The 17,547-nt window shown below is 55.4% G+C and carries 15 protein-coding genes and 1 riboswitch; of the genes, 9 read left to right on the forward strand and 6 right to left on the reverse strand.

Annotated features, from left to right (window positions below; translation table 11 throughout):
- Positions 1-18: 18 nt before the first annotated feature.
- Both AC4OVU_RS18565 and nudF read right to left on the reverse strand, forming a co-directional pair.
- Entirely contained in the window at positions 19-441 is a 423-nt protein-coding gene (locus tag AC4OVU_RS18565) for a DUF1249 family protein (protein ID WP_003862516.1), read from the reverse strand.
- On the reverse strand, positions 438-1,070 hold the full coding sequence (nudF, locus tag AC4OVU_RS18570) for an ADP-ribose diphosphatase (RefSeq protein ID WP_017384042.1): 633 nt from the start codon (positions 1,068-1,070) through the stop codon (positions 438-440). Before nudF ends, AC4OVU_RS18565 begins: the two co-directional genes overlap by 4 nt.
- Before the next feature lie 203 nt (positions 1,071-1,273).
- Between nudF and tolC the strand changes: the two genes are divergently transcribed.
- From tolC to AC4OVU_RS18585, 3 genes are all read left to right on the forward strand, one after another.
- Positions 1,274-2,752 (forward strand): outer membrane channel protein TolC, encoded by a 1,479-nt coding sequence (gene tolC, locus AC4OVU_RS18575; protein ID WP_491928764.1) that lies wholly within the window; start codon positions 1,274-1,276, stop codon positions 2,750-2,752.
- Between the two features lie 194 nt (positions 2,753-2,946).
- Positions 2,947-3,612: a DUF1190 family protein gene (locus AC4OVU_RS18580; protein WP_003862522.1), complete on the forward strand. Its 666-nt coding sequence runs from the start codon at positions 2,947-2,949 to the stop codon at positions 3,610-3,612.
- A gap of 2 nt (positions 3,613-3,614) precedes the next feature.
- Entirely contained in the window at positions 3,615-4,775 is a 1,161-nt protein-coding gene (locus tag AC4OVU_RS18585) for a glutathionylspermidine synthase family protein (RefSeq protein ID WP_017384039.1), read from the forward strand.
- 82 nt (positions 4,776-4,857) lie between these two features.
- On the opposite strand, the gene ygiD is transcribed toward AC4OVU_RS18585, so the two are convergent.
- Positions 4,858-5,646 carry a 4,5-DOPA-extradiol-dioxygenase gene (ygiD, locus tag AC4OVU_RS18590; RefSeq protein WP_017692656.1) on the reverse strand — a complete coding sequence of 263 codons (789 nt, stop codon included), beginning with the start codon at positions 5,644-5,646 and terminating at the stop codon, positions 4,858-4,860.
- 130 nt (positions 5,647-5,776) lie between these two features.
- Here ygiD and zupT point away from each other — a divergent pair, with 130 nt between their 5' ends.
- The 5 genes from zupT to AC4OVU_RS18615 all read left to right on the forward strand — a co-directional run bounded on the left by zupT (position 5,777) and on the right by AC4OVU_RS18615 (position 11,715).
- Positions 5,777-6,550, forward strand: coding sequence for a zinc transporter ZupT (gene zupT / locus AC4OVU_RS18595; RefSeq protein WP_015571892.1), 774 nt, complete (start codon positions 5,777-5,779; stop codon positions 6,548-6,550).
- A 267-nt stretch (positions 6,551-6,817) separates the two neighbouring features.
- Positions 6,818-7,378 (forward strand): fimbrial protein, encoded by a 561-nt coding sequence (locus AC4OVU_RS18600; protein ID WP_032672010.1) that lies wholly within the window; start codon positions 6,818-6,820, stop codon positions 7,376-7,378.
- 76 nt (positions 7,379-7,454) lie between these two features.
- Entirely contained in the window at positions 7,455-9,899 is a 2,445-nt protein-coding gene (locus AC4OVU_RS18605; protein ID WP_110292529.1) for a fimbria/pilus outer membrane usher protein, read from the forward strand.
- 9 nt (positions 9,900-9,908) lie between these two features.
- Positions 9,909-10,670, forward strand: a complete 762-nt coding sequence (locus AC4OVU_RS18610; protein WP_032655065.1) for a fimbrial biogenesis chaperone — start codon at positions 9,909-9,911, stop codon at positions 10,668-10,670.
- A complete protein-coding gene (locus tag AC4OVU_RS18615; protein WP_045141809.1) occupies positions 10,654-11,715 on the forward strand; it encodes a fimbrial protein in 1,062 nt (353 codons plus the stop codon). Before AC4OVU_RS18610 ends, AC4OVU_RS18615 begins: the two co-directional genes overlap by 17 nt.
- A gap of 44 nt (positions 11,716-11,759) precedes the next feature.
- On the opposite strand, the gene ribB is transcribed toward AC4OVU_RS18615, so the two are convergent.
- A complete protein-coding gene (gene ribB / locus AC4OVU_RS18620) occupies positions 11,760-12,413 on the reverse strand; it encodes a 3,4-dihydroxy-2-butanone-4-phosphate synthase (RefSeq protein WP_015571897.1) in 654 nt (217 codons plus the stop codon).
- A 105-nt stretch (positions 12,414-12,518) separates the two neighbouring features.
- Positions 12,519-12,669: riboswitch (FMN riboswitch) on the reverse strand.
- Between the two features lie 120 nt (positions 12,670-12,789).
- Between ribB and ubiK the strand changes: the two genes are divergently transcribed.
- Entirely contained in the window at positions 12,790-13,086 is a 297-nt protein-coding gene (ubiK, locus tag AC4OVU_RS18625) for a ubiquinone biosynthesis accessory factor UbiK (protein WP_000566823.1), read from the forward strand.
- Positions 13,087-13,201: 115 nt separating this feature from the next.
- Here ubiK and hldE read toward each other — a convergent pair whose 3' ends face one another.
- Positions 13,202-14,632 (reverse strand): bifunctional D-glycero-beta-D-manno-heptose-7-phosphate kinase/D-glycero-beta-D-manno-heptose 1-phosphate adenylyltransferase HldE, encoded by a 1,431-nt coding sequence (gene hldE / locus AC4OVU_RS18630; protein WP_040118125.1) that lies wholly within the window; start codon positions 14,630-14,632, stop codon positions 13,202-13,204.
- 40 nt (positions 14,633-14,672) lie between these two features.
- The gene (glnE, locus tag AC4OVU_RS18635) at positions 14,673-17,528 is read right to left on the reverse strand and encodes a bifunctional [glutamate--ammonia ligase]-adenylyl-L-tyrosine phosphorylase/[glutamate--ammonia-ligase] adenylyltransferase (protein ID WP_017692653.1); all 2,856 of its coding nucleotides are present in this window, start codon (positions 17,526-17,528) and stop codon (positions 14,673-14,675) included.
- Positions 17,529-17,547 lie beyond the last annotated feature (19 nt).

Here is a 17,547-nt window from a genome sequence, read left to right on the forward strand (position 1 = left end):
TTAGGTAGGTTTATGACGCTAACAAACCGGAATCGCCATTGCTCCATGTGCTAAACAATATCTTAGCCAGTCGGCTAAAAACTGGTTAATTTGATGCTTTTCGTCGCGTTGATGCAACTTTTTATTCGGGTAATCATACCGCGCTTTAAAGCGAAAGATCTGCTGGCTTGAACACACTTCAGCGACCATCGCGTCATGATAAAGACGTACCGTCATCGACGGCAGGCTCCAGTAGCTGATGCTCGGCGCCGTTTGCTCAATCTCCACCAGCGTAGTGTAGCGCGTTGATTCTGTTATCGTTAACCGATACTGCGCGTTGCTCACCTGATAGCTCACCGTTTCGCCGGGCGCGTCGTTTCGCGGCAGCAGGCGGCGCAGCTGGGCGAAATTGGTTTCGCACAGGCGCATCATTTCTGGGAAGTCAGGTGTATAACGCTTCATTTTTTCCACTCGTGTCGTAATGTCTGATAATGCAGCTGTAGCCATTGCAGGGCGATGACAGACGCTGCGTTGTCGATTTTCCCCTCTTCTACCCACTGGTAAGCCTGCTCCCGACTCACCACATGAACCCGAATATCTTCGTTTTCATCTGCCAGACCGTGGATCCCTTCCGCTGTCTTGGCGTCCACTTCGCCCACCATAATAGATGAACGTTCCGTTGTCCCACCCGGGCTTGCCAGGTAGCTCAACACCGGTTTCGTCCGGCCGATCGCCAGGCCCGCCTCTTCCAGCGCCTCACGGCGAGCGACGTCTTCGACCGACTCACCTTCTTCGATCATCCCTGCCACCATCTCCAGCAACCATGGCGTATCGCTGGTATCATAAGCCGCAATACGCACCTGTTCGACCAGCACCACTTCATCACGCACAGGGTCATAGGGTAGCAACACAGCCGCATGCCCGCGCTCAAAAATTTCGCGTTTGATTTCACCGCTCATCTCACCGTTAAACAGACGATGCCTGAAACGGTAAAGTTCCATTGAAAAAAAACCGCTATAAAGCGTTTCTCGTGCAATAATTTCTACATCGTTTTTGGCGAAGGTGACAGGCACGTTTTCTGGTTTTTGCATCGGTCGAGTCCTGGTAGCAATGGTGATGAAATTGTGAATTTCAAGGCTGTTTGGCTGCCGTTTGTATGGCTATATGGTAGATTGGAGCAAATTACCGCCAGATGGCACGTTACGCCAACCTTTTGGTGTGGATGATTCTGTTAGAATCGGCAATTATTTTTAATTAGATCAGCGCTAATACTGCTTCACAACAAGGAATGCAAATGAAGAAATTGCTCCCCATCCTTATCGGCCTGAGCCTGACGGGCTTCAGTGCAATGAGCCAGGCAGAAAACCTGTTACAGGTCTACCAGCAGGCACGTCTGGGCAACCCTGATTTACGTAAATCAGCGGCCGATCGTGATGCTGCGTTTGAAAAGATTAACGAAGCACGTAGTCCACTGCTGCCGCAGTTAGGCTTAGGTGCAGATTATACCTACACTAACGGTTTTCGCGATAACAATGGCATCGATTCGAATGCCACCAGCGCCTCTTTACAGCTTACACAAACCCTGTTCGACATGTCCAAATGGCGGGAACTGAGCTTGCAGGAAAAGAGCGCCGGCATTCAGGATGTCACCTATCAGACCGATCAGCAGACGCTGATCCTGAATACCGCGACCGCCTATTTCCAGGTTCTGAGCGCGATTGACGCCCTCTCCTACACCGAAGCGCAGAAACAGGCGGTTTACCGTCAGTTAGATCAAACCACCCAGCGTTTTAACGTGGGCCTGGTCGCCATTACTGACGTGCAGAACGCCCGTTCACAGTACGATACCGTACTGGCTAACGAAGTGACCGCACGTAACAACCTCGACAACGCCCTGGAAGCACTGCGTCAGGTCACCGGTAACTACTATCCTGAGCTGGCCTCTCTGAACGTGGATAGTTTCAAAACGGACAAACCGCAGGCGGTTAACGCCCTGCTGAAAGAAGCGGAAAACCGCAACCTGACCTTGTTGCAGGCACGCCTGAGCCAGGATCTGGCGCGCGAACAGATCCGTCTTGCACAGGATGGTCACCTGCCAACTCTGAGCCTGAGCGCCTCTACCGGCGTATCGGACACCAGCTACAGCGGGTCTAAAACGACCTCTCAGGCCTATGACGACAGCAACGTTGGCCAGAACAAAGTGGGTCTGAGCTTCTCTCTGCCGCTGTACCAGGGCGGGATGGTTAACTCTCAGGTTAAACAGGCGCAGTACAACTTTGTGGATGCCAGCGAGCAGCTGGAAAGCGCACACCGCAACGTGGTGCAGACCGTGCGTTCTTCCTACAACAACGTAAATGCCTCTATCAGCAGCATCAACGCCTATAAACAGGCCGTCGTCTCTGCCCAGAGCTCACTGGATGCGAACGAAGCGGGTTACTCCGTAGGTACGCGTACCATCGTGGACGTGTTAGACGCAACGACCACGCTGTATAACGCGAAACAGCAGCTCTCCAGCGCACGTTATCAGTATCTGATTAACCAGCTGAACATCAAGCAGGCGCTGGGTACGCTGAACGAGCAGGATCTGCAAATGCTGAACAGCACGCTGGGCAAACCGGTCCCTACGTCGCCTGACAGCGTCGCGCCGGAAAATCCACAGCAGGATGCCGCCGTTGATAATTTCACCCCTAACAGCAGCGCCCCGCTTGCGCAGCCAGCGGCAGCGCGTAGCACCGCACCTGCCAGCAGCGGTACGAATCCGTTCCGTCATTAAGCCTTGCCCGATGGCGCTGAGCTTATCGGGCCTACTTAACCGTAGGCCGGGTAAGCACAGCGCCACCCGGCGCAAAATCACACCTGAACGTAAGCCAACGTAAAGATCCCCCGCATTTCGCCCCTCTTCGCTTCATTTTCAACCACTCATCCTCTATCCTGAGCGTTATTACCACTGGGTCCTGGAAGACAAATATGAAACGGACAAAAACGATGAATCACGCGTCGTTCCGCAAAAGCTGGAACGCACGCCACCTGACACCTGTCGCGCTGGCGGTCACCGCCGTCTTTATGCTGGCAGGCTGTGAGCAAAACGACGAAACGGTTTCGCTGTATCAAAACGCCGACGACTGCGCGAGCGCAACCGGTAAAGCCGCTGAGTGTACGACGGCCTATAACAACGCCCTCAAAGAAGCGGAACGTACCGCGCCGAAATATGCCTCTCGCGAAGACTGTGTAGCCGAATTCGGTGAAGGCCAGTGCCAGCAGGCACCTGCTCAGGCGGGTATGGCACCGGAAAACCAGGCGCAGGCACAGTCCAGCGGCAGCTTCTGGATGCCGCTGATGGCGGGTTATATGATGGGCCGTTTGATGAGCGGCGGTGCGGGCTACCAGCAGCAGCCGCTGTTTAGCTCCAAAAACCCGAACAGCCCGGCCTACGGTAAATACACCGATGCCACCGGCAAGGGTTACGGTGCTGCAACGCCAGGCCGTACGATGACCGTACCGAAAACCGCAATGGCGCCGAAACCAGCCACCACCAGCACCATTACCCGTGGCGGCTTTGGTGAGTCTGTTGCCAAACAAACCACCATGCAGCGTAGTGCGACCGGCTCCTCAACTCGCTCAATGGGCGGCTGATCATGGAACGAGTCAGTATTGTTGAGCGCCCGGACTGGCGCGAAAAAGCCACCGAATACGGTTTCAACTTTCACACCATGTACGGCGAGCCGTACTGGTGTGAAGATGCTTACTATAAGCTCACGCTCGCTCAGGTCGAAAAGCTTGAAGAGGTAACCGCAGAGCTGCACCAGATGTGCCTGAAGGTAGTAGAAAAAGTCATCGACAGCGATGAGCTGATGACCAAATTCCGCATTCCGAAGCACACCTGGAGTTTTGTTCGTCAGTCCTGGAAAACGAACCAGCCTTCGCTCTACTCTCGCCTCGATCTGGCATGGGATGGCGTGGGTGAACCGAAGCTTTTAGAAAACAACGCGGATACACCAACCTCTCTGTACGAAGCCGCGTTCTTCCAGTGGATCTGGCTGGAAGATCAGGCGAATGCCGGAAACTTGCCCGAAGGCAGCGACCAGTTCAACAGCCTTCAGGAAAAGCTGATTGAGCGTTTCGTCGAACTGCGTGAACAGCACGGTTTCAACCTGTTGCACCTCGCCTGCTGCCGCGATACCGAAGAAGATCGCGGTACGGTTCAGTATTTGCAGGACTGCGCAGCCGAAGCGGAAGTGGCGACGGAATTCCTCTATATCGAAGATATCGGTTTAGGTGAAAAAGGTCAGTTTACGGACATGCAGGATCAGGTCATCAGCAACCTGTTCAAGCTCTATCCGTGGGAATACATGCTGCGGGAAATGTTCTCTACCAAACTGGAAGACGCCGGCGTGCGCTGGCTGGAACCGGCCTGGAAGAGCATTATCTCCAATAAAGCCCTGCTGCCGATGCTGTGGGAGATGTTCCCGAATCACCCGAACCTGCTGCCTGCTTACTTTGCTGAAGATGATTTCCCACCGATGGAGAAATACGTCGTTAAGCCAATCTTCTCCCGTGAAGGGGCAAACGTCTCGATTATCGAAAACGGTAAAACGCTGGAAGCGGTTGAAGGGCCGTACGGTGAAGAAGGGATGATCGTCCAGGCGTTTTATCAACTGCCGAAGTTTGGCGACAGCTATACGTTGATCGGCAGCTGGCTTATTAACGATCAGCCTGCCGGGATTGGCATTCGCGAAGATCGCGCGCTGATTACGCAGGATCTGTCGCGTTTCTACCCGCATATTTTCGTCGAGTAAGACTTGCCCGGTGGCGCTACGCTTACCGGGCCTACGCTCAATATGTAGGTCGGGTAAGGCGAAGCCGCCACCCGACATGTTTTTACCCCACCTGCACCGACAGCATACTCAAGCTCCCCATCTCAATACCGTCGACCGGGATTGTAATAACCTCCTGACCATCCCACGCGCCTAATACATACAGCAATGGCAAGAAGTGTTCCGGCGTCGGGTTAGAGAGCGAACCGCCGTCGTGATCCAGATAGTTCACCAAAGGGTGTCGTTCGGCCGGCCCTTGCCAGGTCAGGTTGTCTTTTACATAGTCATTAAAGGCTGTTGCCCAGGGGTACGGCGTATTTTCACCGTGCCAGCGTACCGTACGCAGATTGTGTACCACGTTGCCACTGGCAATCAGCATGATGCCCTCATCACGAAGCGAAGCCAGCTTACGCCCCATCTCCATGTGCCAGGCAGCCGGTTTGGTGCTGTCGATACTCAGTTGCACCATCGGGATATCGGCATCCGGATACATTTTGATCAACACCCCCCATGAGCCGTGGTCAAAGCCCCAGGCTTCTTTGTCCAGCGCAACCGGAACAGGGGCGAGCAGATCAACGAGCCGCTGCGCCAGCTCGGGGGAGCCCGGAGCAGGATAATGCGTGTCATACAGCGCCTGCGGAAAGCCGCCAAAATCATGAATCGTTTTTGGCGCTTCCATAGCCGTCACACCGGTACCCCGGGTAAACCAGTGCGCAGAGACCACCACAATTGCCTTCGGACGCGGTAACGTCTCACCCAGCTGACGCCAGGCACGGGTATAGACGTTATCTTCCAGGACGTTCATTGGGCTGCCATGGCCTAAAAACAGTGCTGGCATACGAGAAGAAGACATGGTGATATCCTTAGAGGAGGTGTCAATGTGATGGGCCTACATTACGCGCATTCAGGTGAAGATGAACGCAGATAACCGTGAAGATCATCATCAGGAAATTTGAATGTCAGATATCGCTTAAGGAGAATGCATGTCAGTACCGTTGATTTTGACCTTACTCGCGGGCGCCGCAACCTTTATCGGTGCGTTCCTCGGGGTACTCGGGCAAAAACCCTCTAATCGCCTTCTGGCCTTCTCGCTGGGTTTCGCCGCCGGGATCATGCTGCTTATCTCGCTGATGGAGATGCTGCCCGCCGCGCTTCACACCGAAGGTATGTCGCCTGTTCTGGGCTATGGCATGTTTATCATTGGACTGCTGGGTTATTTTGCGCTCGACCGTATTCTTCCTCACGCGCACCCGCAGGATTTAATGCAAAAAAGCGTTACCCCCATCCCGGGCAATATCAAACGCACGGCCATTCTGCTGACGCTGGGTATCAGCCTGCATAACTTTCCGGAAGGTATCGCCACCTATGTCACGGCCAGCAGCAACCTGGAAATGGGTTTTGGTGTGGCGCTGGCCGTGGCTTTGCACAATATTCCTGAAGGACTTGCCGTTGCCGGGCCCGTTTATGCCGCCACGGGTTCAAAACGTACGGCTGTCTTTTGGGCGGGTATCTCCGGGATGGCTGAAATTCTCGGCGGCGTGCTGGCGTGGCTGATCCTCGGTAGCCTCGTCTCCCCGATTGTGATGGCTGCGATTATGGCTGCCGTGGCCGGGATTATGGTCGCGCTCTCTGTCGATGAGCTGATGCCGCTGGCGAAAGAGATCGATCCCAACAATAACCCCAGCTACGGCGTACTGTGTGGAATGTCAGTGATGGGGATGAGTCTGGTACTGCTGCAAACGGCCGGTATTGGCTAAGAATATATAGCCTCCGTTTTATACGGAGGCTATATATTATTCAAAAAAACAATCCTATATATTTCACCTATAATAACCTGAAAAATATAGACCTGTTAAAACCCCGAAAAACCACGCCTCTTAAAATAGCCTGCAAATATTAATTAAAACCATCTAAAAATATATTTAAGTCATGTTAATCGCGTCTCCCCACCCCAATTCGTATACTTCGCGAGTATTCTGAAATTAATATTCACATTATGAATCACTCTGAAAAAGGATATTTTCATGTATATGGGTAAAAAACTACTGTTAGCGACGGCTATGGCAGTCATTGTATCGGGTGCTGCTTTTGCAGATGATCAAGGCTCAGGAAAAATCAAATTCAAAGGTATTGTTATTGACGCACCGTGCAGTATCGCACCAGACAGCGTTGATAAAGAAGTCGATCTGGGTGAAGTGACCACGGCCGTTATCAACGCCAACAAAAAATCTACCCCGGTTCCGGTCGATATCAATCTGGAAAACTGCCAGCTTGACGATCCGGCAGACGAGACCGACACGCCAATTACCAAAGTGGATGTGACCTTTACCAGCGCAGCGACAGACGCGGCGGATACCAGCCTGATGAGCAACACCTATGCAAGCGGTGCGCAGAACGTGGGGGTGCGTCTGCTGGATAACGCGGAGTCTGCTATCACGCTGGGAGAGGCCAACGAGGTTGAGTTGCTGGCGGGTTCAACCACCCAGACGCTGCATTTCAAAGCGGTTATGGAAGTCCCTACAGGTAAAACTGCGACGGCAGGCCAGGTTGAAGCCACGGCTAACTACGTCCTGATGTACAAATAATTCTGTTACGTCACGGCACCAGCCGACTGGTAATTCATGCCGGTCGGCACTCTCTATTTACTCGAGTAACAGGATGATGACATACAAATTACAATGGATAATCATCATTGCGTCCCTGTTAATGACGAAAGTTGCCTCTGCCACCGAGTTTAATATAAACGCCATCGATAAAGATCAGCGCGGCAGCGTCGATTTATCACTGTTTAAAGATCAAATATCGGTTACGCCGGGAAGCTATTTCGTTACGGTTGCCGTCAATGATATTCCGCTGGCAAATGGCTGGCAGCTTCGCTGGCGAGAAATAAATAACGCCGTTCAGGTCTGTATTCCCCCCGAGCTGGTCGATACCTTTGCGTTGCAGGATGACTTTCGCCACGCTTTGCCTGAGAAAGAGGGATGCGTTGATTTCTCCGCCAGACCCGACATCCGATTTACTTTTGAGCAAGGCAGCCAGACCCTGAAAGTGACCATCCCCCAGGCGTGGCTGCAATACCGTGCGGTTGACTGGATGCCGCCATCCACCTGGGACATCGGCGTGCCGGGCGTACTGCTGGATTACAATCTTTTTGCCAGCCATTATCAGCCCAATAGCGGCAGCAACAATGACAACGCCAATACCTATGGCACCGCCGGTGCGAACATGGGCGCGTGGCGGCTACGCAGCGATTACCAGTACACGCAAAGCCATACTGACGCAGGCTCGGAGCATAATGGACGTTTTTCACGCGTGTATATGTTCCGCCCTCTGCCCTCGATCGGTGCGAAACTGACGTTGGGTGAAACGGATTTCCAGTCCGCAATTTTTGACGCCTTTACCTACACCGGCGCATCGCTAATCAGCGATGAACGTATGCTGCCATGGTCGCTGCGCGGCTATGCCCCGCAGATTACCGGGATAGCGCAAACCAACGCCACGGTAACCGTAAGCCTTGCCAATCGCGTGATTTACCAGAGTAAAGTGCCGCCAGGTCCTTTTGTTATTCAGGATCTTAACCAGTCGGTTCAGGGCACGCTGGACGTCAAAGTCACGGAAGAGGATGGACGCGTCAGCACCTTCCAGGTCTCGGCCGAATCCGTACCATTTTTAACGCGCAAGGGTCAGGTGCGCTACAAGCTCGCGGCGGGTAAAGCGCGCCAGGGCGCCTCCCATGACGTTGAAGATAACGCCTTCATGAGCGGCGAATTTTCCTGGGGCATGCTGTCGCACACCTCCCTGTATGGCGGTACGCTGGCCGATGGCGACCGCTATCGTTCCCTCGCTGCCGGGATCGGCCAGAATATGGCCTGGCTGGGGGCGCTCTCTTTTGACGTCACGCAGGCCACCAGCCAGCTGCCACACCAGCGCAGCCAGACGGGTTACAGCTATCGCATTAACTACAGCAAGCGTTTCGATACCACCGGCAGTCAGCTTACGCTCGCCAGCTACCGCTACTCAGATCCACAGTTTTTGAGCTACGCCCGCTACCTTGATTATGACGACGGTGACCGCCAGTCGGAAAAACAAACCCTGAGCGTGACGGCAAGCCAGTACATTTCGGCGTTATCCCTGAACCTGTACGTCAATATGCTGCGTCAGACATGGTGGAATGATTCACCCTCCACGACCGGCAGTATCACGGCGGGCTACAACTTTGATATGGGCCGCTGGAAGAACCTTGGCGTAACCCTGTCCTGGAGTAAAACGCATTACGATGAGAAAGACGAAAGTGACGATACTCAGTTCTATCTCTCGCTCAGCGTACCGCTCGATCCCGATCATCGACTTAACTATGACCTGCGTAACCGCGACACGCTGAGCCATAACGTGTCGTGGTACGACACGTCGGATCGCAATAACACCTGGGGCGTTTCCGCGGGCGCGGAGAGCGGGAAGCCAGATTCCGGCGCGCAGGTCAGCGGGAATTATCAGCATTATTCTGCGTACGGCGATCTCAATCTCTCCGGCAGCTATAAAGCTGACGAATATAACTCCCTTAGCGCAAGCTGGAGCGGTTCCTTCACCTCAACGGTGAAAGGCGCCGCGCTGCACCGGCGCAGCTACGGTAATGAACCCCGCGTAATGGTCAGCACCGACGGGGTAGGCAATATCCCGCTGAACATGTCGCGAGATGAGACCAACCGTTTTGGCATCGGCGTTTTGCCGTCATTCTCCAGCTATTCCCCCTACAGCGTGCAGATCAATATGAACAACCTTCCGGATGGCGTGGACGTGGACAACCGCGTCGTGACCTCAACCTGGACTGAGGGGGCCATTGGTTTTCGTCAGATTGCCACGCGTGCAGGTCAGGACGTGGCAGGCGTTCTGCGGATGTCATCAGGAACGCCACCGCTCGGGGCGATTGTTCGCCTGGAAGAAAGCGATTTGCAGGTTGGGATGGTGGCCGATGAAGGCCACGTCTGGCTGGGCGCCGTTGAGCCAGAACAGCAGTTTCGCGTGACATGGGGCGACAACCAACAGTGTCGCTTCTCGTTACCTTCTCACTTAGAAAACAGTATGCAGTTGATACTGCCGTGTCAGTAAGAAATCATCATGAAATTAACGCCGATTAAAAGCCTGTGCCTGATGCTAATCAGCACAGCATTTACCACCCATGCGGCCATTAATCTGGACCGCACGCGCATTGTTTTTCCAGAAAGCGACAAGGCCAGCAGCCTGAAAGTGGACAACCAGAGCAAGGCGCTGCCTTATCTGGCGCTCTCCTGGATTGAAGATGAAAAGGGGCAAAAAGAAGATACGCACTTTATGGCGCTTCCCCCTATTCAACGTATCGAAGCAGGCGCCTCGTCGCAGGTAAGAATTGTTAAACAAGCCGCTACCCGCCAGCTGCCAAAAGACAGGGAATCGCTGTTTTATTTCAACCTGCGTGAAGTACCGCCAAAAAGCACCAGCGCCAGCGAGGAGCGCAGCGTGATGCAGGTTGCCATGCAGAGCCGAATTAAGCTGTTCTGGCGTCCGGAAGCGATTCGCAAAAAATCTGGCGAACTGACTGAAATGCGCATGGAAATTACCGCCAGCGCGAAAGGACTCACGATCCACAACCCTACGCCGTACTACATCACGCTGGCGTGGCTGAGCAAAAATGCCAAAACCATGCTGCCGGGTTTTGACAGTCTGATGATTGCGCCTTTCGCCACGGCAACCGCCTCTACCGGCGATTACCACGGTAGTTATTACAGCATCGGCTATATCGACGATTACGGCGCCCTAAAAAAAGTCGACGTGCAGTGCACCGGAACGGCGCTATGTAAACTTACCGAACGGAAAATCGATAAAGATGCAAAAGCTCGCTAGTTTCCTGTTTATACTGCTGCTTTCAGCGCTGCCTTTGAAAGATGCGCTGGCGCTTAACTGCTATCTGGGTGGATCTGGCGGCCCCGTCGAGGAGACAAAAACGATCACCCCTTTTGCGATACCCAGCAACGCTCAGGTTGGTCAAAAAATATGGGAGTCTGATGACATTAAAATTCCGGTGACGTGTGATAACAACGTCACGAGCAATTTTGAGCTGGAAGATGTCTTTGCATGGGTGAACCCTTATCCTGCCGCAACCGATCCCTATTATGAACTGGGCGTCACCTATGAAGGCATAGATTACGATGCCACGGGCCAGCCCAACGGCGTGGATACCCGCCAGTGCCTGGACAACGATAACATCACCATTTACACCGCGGATCAAATCCGCCAGATGGGTTGGGAGAATCGCATCTGCTCCGGCAATCCGGATGATATCCATATTTCACGCACGTTCGTCGCCCGATTACGACTTTTCGTGCGAATTAAGGCTATGCCGCCACATGGTTATATCAGTTCGCTCAGCGATTACATCGTTGTGCAGTTTGACGGTAAGGGTGGCGTTAATCAGATGGCCGACGCGAAGAACCTCAAGTATCACATCAACGGACTGCAAAACATTACGGTGCTTGATTGTGGAGCGACGTTTAGCATTTTCCCTGAAAATCAGGAGATCGACTTCGGCGCCTTCAGCGCGCGCGACATTGTGAATCAGCAGACGCGTATGCGCACGTTTTCAATACGAACCACCAAAGTGCAGGATGCCCAGTGCTCGGACGGATTTAAGATGGACTCGTCGTTTTACACAACCGAAACGCTTAGCGCAGACGACACCGCGGTACTGATAGGGAATGGGTTAAAGCTGCGTATTCTTAACGGAACGGAGCCTTACACCTTCAACCAGTACAAGGAGTACGCCGATTTTACGGGCGATACGATGAATGTTGAGCAAAACTACACGGCTGAACTTTCACGGGAAGAAGGGAAAGCGATTCAGTCCGGGCCGTTTGAAACCGTGGTACTGTTCAAAATTAACTACCACTAGAAACAAAAAAGCCGGGTTTCCCCGGCTTTTTCACATCAGCATGTTTAGCTGGCTTTGCGCTCGTGCGCCCGGCGGTACTCAACCAGATCTTCAATCGTCACCACTGGCATATTGTGCAGTCGCGCAAAGGTGATGCACTCCGGCGCGCGCGCCATGGTGCCATCATCGTTGGTCAGTTCGCACAGCACGCCTGCGGGTTTGAAGCCAGCCAGCGTCACCAGATCGATGGTCGCTTCGGTATGACCACCACGGGTCAGCACGCCGCCCGGCTGCGCGCGCAGCGGGAAGACGTGACCAGGGCGGTGCAGATCGGATGGTTTCGCACCATCAGCAATCGCTGCACGCACGGTAGTCAGGCGGTCAGCCGCCGACACACCGGTGGTTACGCCATGCGCTGCTTCAATGGTCACGGTGAAGCCGGTACCAAAGGCGCTGGTGTTGTTTTCAACCATCATCGGCAGATCAAGCTGCTTGCGACGGTCTTCGGTGATGCACAGGCATACGATGCCGCTACCGTGACGGATGGTCAGCGCCATCTGCTCAACGGTCATGTTCTCGGCGGCAAAAATCATGTCGCCTTCGTTTTCACGGTTTTCATCGTCAAGCACCATCACACCGCGGCCTTCGCGCAGTGCATCCAGTGCATGTTCAACACGTTGAGTTGAAGTGCCAAAAGAGGAAAGTAGCGTCTGATTCATGGTAAAAAAACCTCATTAACTTTATGGTTACCAGAATCAGGGCAGTCTTAGGAGCGCCGTACTAGCGGCAAAAAAATAACGTGAGCGGGCCATGCCCGACTGGATCGTTACTCTCTCCCATCCGGACTCTAACCGTCGGCCCCGGAATTACACCGGATCTGCTGACCTTTGAGAATTCACCCAAAGCGCTCGCGGGCTTTCAGCGTTAAGCTGATTTACCGCCGGTGGGGAATTTCGCCCCGCCCTGAGAATAAGCGAGATAACTATAACGCTATTGATTACCCTGGGCAATGCATAAGCTTCAAACAATTTTGTTTAACCCACGGCATGACGCGCTACAATAGGCACTAACACCTTTTCATCAAGGGAAACGACAATGATTGACCCAAAGAAAATTGAGCAGATCGCGCGTCAGGTTCATGAGTCCATGCCGAAAGGTATTCGTGAGTTTGGTGATGACGTTGAGAAGAAAATCCGCCAGACGTTGCAGGCACAGTTGGTTCGCCTTGATTTAGTCAGTCGCGAAGAGTTTGACGTGCAGACGCAGGTGCTGCTGCGCACCCGCGAGAAGCTGGCGCTGCTGGAACAGCGTCTGAGCGAGCTGGAGAGCCGCAATGCGCCGGAAGAAGTGAAGCCAGCGCCAGCTATTCCACCGGTGGATGACCAGGCATAAGTGCGGCCTGTTGTGCCCGGTGGCGGCCACGCCTTACCGGGCCTGGATGAACGCGTAGGTCGGGTAAGGCGCAGCCGCCACCCGACATAAAAAAACGGGCCTGTTGGCCCGTTTTTTACTGACTGTCTTTCTGGATCTTCTTAATGATGTTGGTGGTTGAACACCCGTCCTCAAAGTTGAGCACCATCACTTCACCGCCATTCGCCCAGACCTCTTCGCTACCTGCGATTTGCTCTGGTTTGTAATCACCGCCCTTCACCAGCAGGTCAGGCAGAATTCCGGCAATCAGGCGCTGCGGGGTGTCTTCTTCAAATGAGACCACCCAGTCCACCGCTTCCAGCGCGCCGAGCACGATCATGCGCTGCTCCAGCGGGTTCACCGGACGCGTTTCACCCTTCAGACGTTTGGTTGAGGCATCGCTGTTGACCGCCACAATCAGGCGATCGCCCAGCTTGCGCGCATTCGCCAGATACGAGACATGACCCGCATGTAGGATGTCGAACACGCCGTTAGTCATCACCACTTTTTCACCGCGTTTGCGCGCGGCAGCAACGGCCACTTTCAGCTCGTCTTCGGTCATGACGCCAAAGCCGGTATCCGCACGCCCACGCACCGCGTTTTCCAGCTCGACTGGCGAAACGGTGGAGGTCCCGAGTTTACCAACGACCACGCCCGCCGCGGCGTTCGCGAAGTAGCACGCTTCTTCCAGGGAGTTACCCGCCGCCAGCGTCGCCGCCAGCACGCCAATCACCGTATCACCGGCACCGGTCACGTCGTACACTTCCTGCGCCTGGGTTGGCATATGCAGCGGCGCCTTGCCCGGTTGCAGCAGCGTCATGCCCTGCTCGGAACGGGTCACCAGCAGCGCAGACAGCTCGAAATCAGCGATGATTTTCATGCCGCGCTCAACCAGCTCTTCTTCAGTTTTGCACTTGCCCGCCACCGCTTCGAACTCAGAGAGGTTTGGCGTCAGCAGGGTTGCGCCGCGATAGCGCTCAAAATCGGTGCCTTTCGGATCGATCAGTACCGGTACGCTGGCTTTACGCGCCAGCTGGATCATGGTCTGCACGCTCGCCAGCGCGCCTTTGGCATAATCAGACAGCACCAGCGCGCCGATATTGCCCAGCGCCTGGCTAATACGCTCGTGCAGCGGCTCAGGATCAACGCCTTCGAATCCTTCTTCGAAATCGAGGCGGATCAGCTGCTGGTTACGCGACAGGACGCGCAGCTTGGTGATGGTTGGGTGGGTCGGAACAGAAACGAAGTCGCACTTCACGTTCACGTCCGCCAGCGACTGACTCAGGGCACGCGCCGCATCGTCAATGCCGGTCAGGCCCACCAGACGCGAATGCGCGCCCAGCGAGGCTATGTTCATCGCCACGTTTGCCGCGCCGCCTGGACGCTCTTCAATGGTGTCGACCTTAACTACCGGCACCGGCGCTTCCGGAGAGATACGGCTGGTCGGCCCATACCAGTAGCGATCCAGCATCACATCACCGACAACCATAACTCCAGCACGTTCAAACTCTGGCAGTGTTACTTTCATTCCTGACTCCAGAAAGATTCACAATTTGCGCGCGATAATATCACACTTGTTTTGTTACGCACGGTTCCACCAGCCACTTCTGCCAGCTTGTGGTCACCTGCGCGCGTTCATCGGCGAAACAGTCCAGCGCCACATGGCCCGGCTGTTCCTGTAAGGCCAGATGGTGCAACTCATCACGCAGCGTGGTGTAGGCGCGGGTTAATGCCTGCGCCTCCTGCTCATCCATAATGTCGTTCTGCGCCAGCAGTTCCAGTATGCGCACGTTATCCGACCAGCGGGTCAGCTTCGGCTTATCGTGCGCGTGCAGCAGCACCAGGTACTGAGTGATAAACTCGATATCGGTAATGCCGCCTTCATCGGCTTTAATATCAAAGCGATCGCGATGTTTGTTGCCAAGGTGCGCGCGCATCTTCTCCCGCATTTCCCGCACTTCGGTTTGCAGCGTACTGCCCTCGCGCGGGGTCGCCATGACCGCCTTGCGGATCGCATCGAACTGCGTTTTGAGCTGCGGATCGCCGTATACCACGCGGGCGCGCACCAGCGCCTGATGCTCCCACGTCCAGGCTTCGTTCTTCTGATAGTCGGCGAAAGCCTCCGTCGAGGTGACCAGCATGCCTGCCGCGCCGGACGGGCGCAGACGCGCATCCACTTCATACAGAATGCCGGATGAGGTGCGGGTGCTGAACAGGTGCATAATGCGCTGGGCCAGACGCAGGTAGAACTGCCGCCCGTCAATCTCACGTTCGCCGTCGGTCATGACGTCTGCCGGACAGTCGTGGAGGAAAATCAGATCCAGATCGGAGCTGTAGCCCAGCTCCCAGCCGCCCAGCTTGCCGTAACCCACCACCGCAAAACCGCGGCCTTCGCGCTCTGCAAGGTGTTTCGGCTGCCCGTAGCGGGCCACCATCTGCACCCACGCCTGATGGACAACCGCGTCGATGATCGCTTCCGCCAGCCAGGTTAAGTGATCGCTCACTTTCATTACCGGCAGGGTGCCGGCGATATCTGCCGCCGCCACGCGCAGCATCTGCGCCTGCTTAAACTGACGAAGCGCCTCAAGCTGTTGCTCTTCGTCCTCTTCCGGTACGCGCAGCAGATACTGACGCAGCTCGTCGCGGTAGGCATCCGTCGCCGTAGGCTGATACAGCGTATTCGGGTCGAGCAGTTCGTCCAGCAGCAGCGGATAACGCGCCAGCTTGTTCGCCACCATCGGCGAGGCGGCGCAGAGGGAAATCAGGTGCTTCAGCGCACCGGGAAACTCGCTTAACAGTTCGAGGTAAGTGGTACGCGTGACGATCCCGCTCAGCAGCGGCATCATGCGCGACAGCGGCACCGGCGCATCCTCGCGGGAGCAGACATCGCTCAGCAGATGCGGCATCAGATGATCCAGCACCTGACGACCGCGTGGGCCAATGGCGCGTTTGTTCAGTTCGAAGCGGAAATCGGCAATCAGCGCCACCACGCGATGGCGGGCATCGTCGCTTAAGTGCGCCAGCACCGGCGTGGTGTCATCTTCCTGGAGCGCGTCCTGCCACAGCTCGCGCCAGTGCTCGGAGAGCGCATCGTCCTGCGATTCACTTTCGTCGTCGCCGATCAGATCGTTAAAGATGCGGCGCACGCCCGCCATATGCGCTTCCAGCCGTTCCGTCAGCGCCGCCCAGTCATCCACCCGCATCCCCCAGGCCAGACGCGCCCGGTTCAGCTCGTCGCCCGGTAACGTCTGGGTCTGTTCGTCGTTGATACTTTGCAGCAAATTTTCCAGACGACGCAGGAAGAGATAAGAGTCACGCAGCGTTTGCGCATCGCCTTCCGGCAGCAGATGCAGCTGTTCGATAGCGCTCAGGGTCGGCAGCAGCGAGCGGGATTGCAGAGAAGGTTCACGCCCGCCGCGTATTAGCTGGAAGACCTGGACGATAAATTCGATCTCACGAATACCGCCCGCGCCGAGCTTGATGTTGTCTTTCAGGCCACGGCGACGCACCTCGCGGGCAATCATCCCTTTCATATTTCGCAGGGACTGGATCACGCTGAAGTCGATGTAGCGGCGGAACACAAACGGGCGCAGCATGGCGCGCAGCTCGTTGGCCCAGGCATCGTCGCTGTCACCCATGATCCGCGCTTTGACCATCGCGTAACGCTCCCAGTCGCGACCCTGCTCCTGGTAATAATCTTCCAGCGCGGCAAAGCTCAGCACCAGCGGACCGCTGTCGCCAAACGGACGCAAACGCATATCCACGCGGTAGACAAAACCATCCTGGGTGGGCTGATCCAGTGCCTTAATCAGCCGCTGCCCCAGGCGAGTAAAGAACTGGGCGTTGTCCAGCTCGCGACGACCGCCGCGCGTGGAGCCGTTCTCCGGCCAGGCAAAAATCAGATCGATGTCTGAGGAGAAATTGAGCTCGCAGCCGCCCAGCTTGCCCATCCCCAGAATCAACAGCGGTTGCGGAACCCCGTCTTCGCTGCACGGCGTGCCCCACTCTTTACAGCAGGCGGCGTAGAGCCAGTCCCGCGCGGCGACAATCAACGTCTGCGCCAGCTCGCTCAACTGCTGCAAGGTACTCTCTTCGCTCACCAGCTCCAGCGCCTGCGCCCAGGCAATGCGTACCATCACCCGGCGGCGGAACTGACGCAGTACGCGCATCAGCGTGGCTTCGTCTGCCACCTCTGCCAGCGCGGTTTGCAGCCAGCCAGCATAATGCCGCCACTCGTCCGCCTGCGGCGGCGCGCTTTCCAGCTCTGCCAGCCAGTCCGGGTTGGCGCTGACGCTCTCCTGCACAAAATCACTGAACGTGAGCACGCTTTTCGCCTGCTCGCTTAACGATGACGCGGGTAACGACTCAGGCAGGCGTTCGCAAACGGTCTGCCAGTGCTGCTGTAACTGCGAAGAAAGCGGCATATCAGGGGTTCCTTGCCAG

The sequence above is a fragment of the Enterobacter sp. 6722112 genome, from assembly GCF_058661685.1.

Coding starts and splice junctions, on each gene's coding strand:
- AC4OVU_RS18565 (WP_003862516.1), bottom strand. CDS start 441: ATGAAGCGTTATACACCTGACTTCCCAGAAATGATGCGCCTGTGCGAA.
- nudF (WP_017384042.1), bottom strand. CDS start 1,070: ATGCAAAAACCAGAAAACGTGCCTGTCACCTTCGCCAAAAACGATGTA.
- tolC (WP_491928764.1), top strand. CDS start 1,274: ATGAAGAAATTGCTCCCCATCCTTATCGGCCTGAGCCTGACGGGCTTC.
- AC4OVU_RS18580 (WP_003862522.1), top strand. CDS start 2,947: ATGAAACGGACAAAAACGATGAATCACGCGTCGTTCCGCAAAAGCTGG.
- AC4OVU_RS18585 (WP_017384039.1), top strand. CDS start 3,615: ATGGAACGAGTCAGTATTGTTGAGCGCCCGGACTGGCGCGAAAAAGCC.
- ygiD (WP_017692656.1), bottom strand. CDS start 5,646: ATGTCTTCTTCTCGTATGCCAGCACTGTTTTTAGGCCATGGCAGCCCA.
- zupT (WP_015571892.1), top strand. CDS start 5,777: ATGTCAGTACCGTTGATTTTGACCTTACTCGCGGGCGCCGCAACCTTT.
- AC4OVU_RS18600 (WP_032672010.1), top strand. CDS start 6,818: ATGTATATGGGTAAAAAACTACTGTTAGCGACGGCTATGGCAGTCATT.
- AC4OVU_RS18605 (WP_110292529.1), top strand. CDS start 7,455: ATGACATACAAATTACAATGGATAATCATCATTGCGTCCCTGTTAATG.
- AC4OVU_RS18610 (WP_032655065.1), top strand. CDS start 9,909: ATGAAATTAACGCCGATTAAAAGCCTGTGCCTGATGCTAATCAGCACA.
- AC4OVU_RS18615 (WP_045141809.1), top strand. CDS start 10,654: ATGCAAAAGCTCGCTAGTTTCCTGTTTATACTGCTGCTTTCAGCGCTG.
- ribB (WP_015571897.1), bottom strand. CDS start 12,413: ATGAATCAGACGCTACTTTCCTCTTTTGGCACTTCAACTCAACGTGTT.
- ubiK (WP_000566823.1), top strand. CDS start 12,790: ATGATTGACCCAAAGAAAATTGAGCAGATCGCGCGTCAGGTTCATGAG.
- hldE (WP_040118125.1), bottom strand. CDS start 14,632: ATGAAAGTAACACTGCCAGAGTTTGAACGTGCTGGAGTTATGGTTGTC.
- glnE (WP_017692653.1), bottom strand. CDS start 17,528: ATGCCGCTTTCTTCGCAGTTACAGCAGCACTGGCAGACCGTTTGCGAA.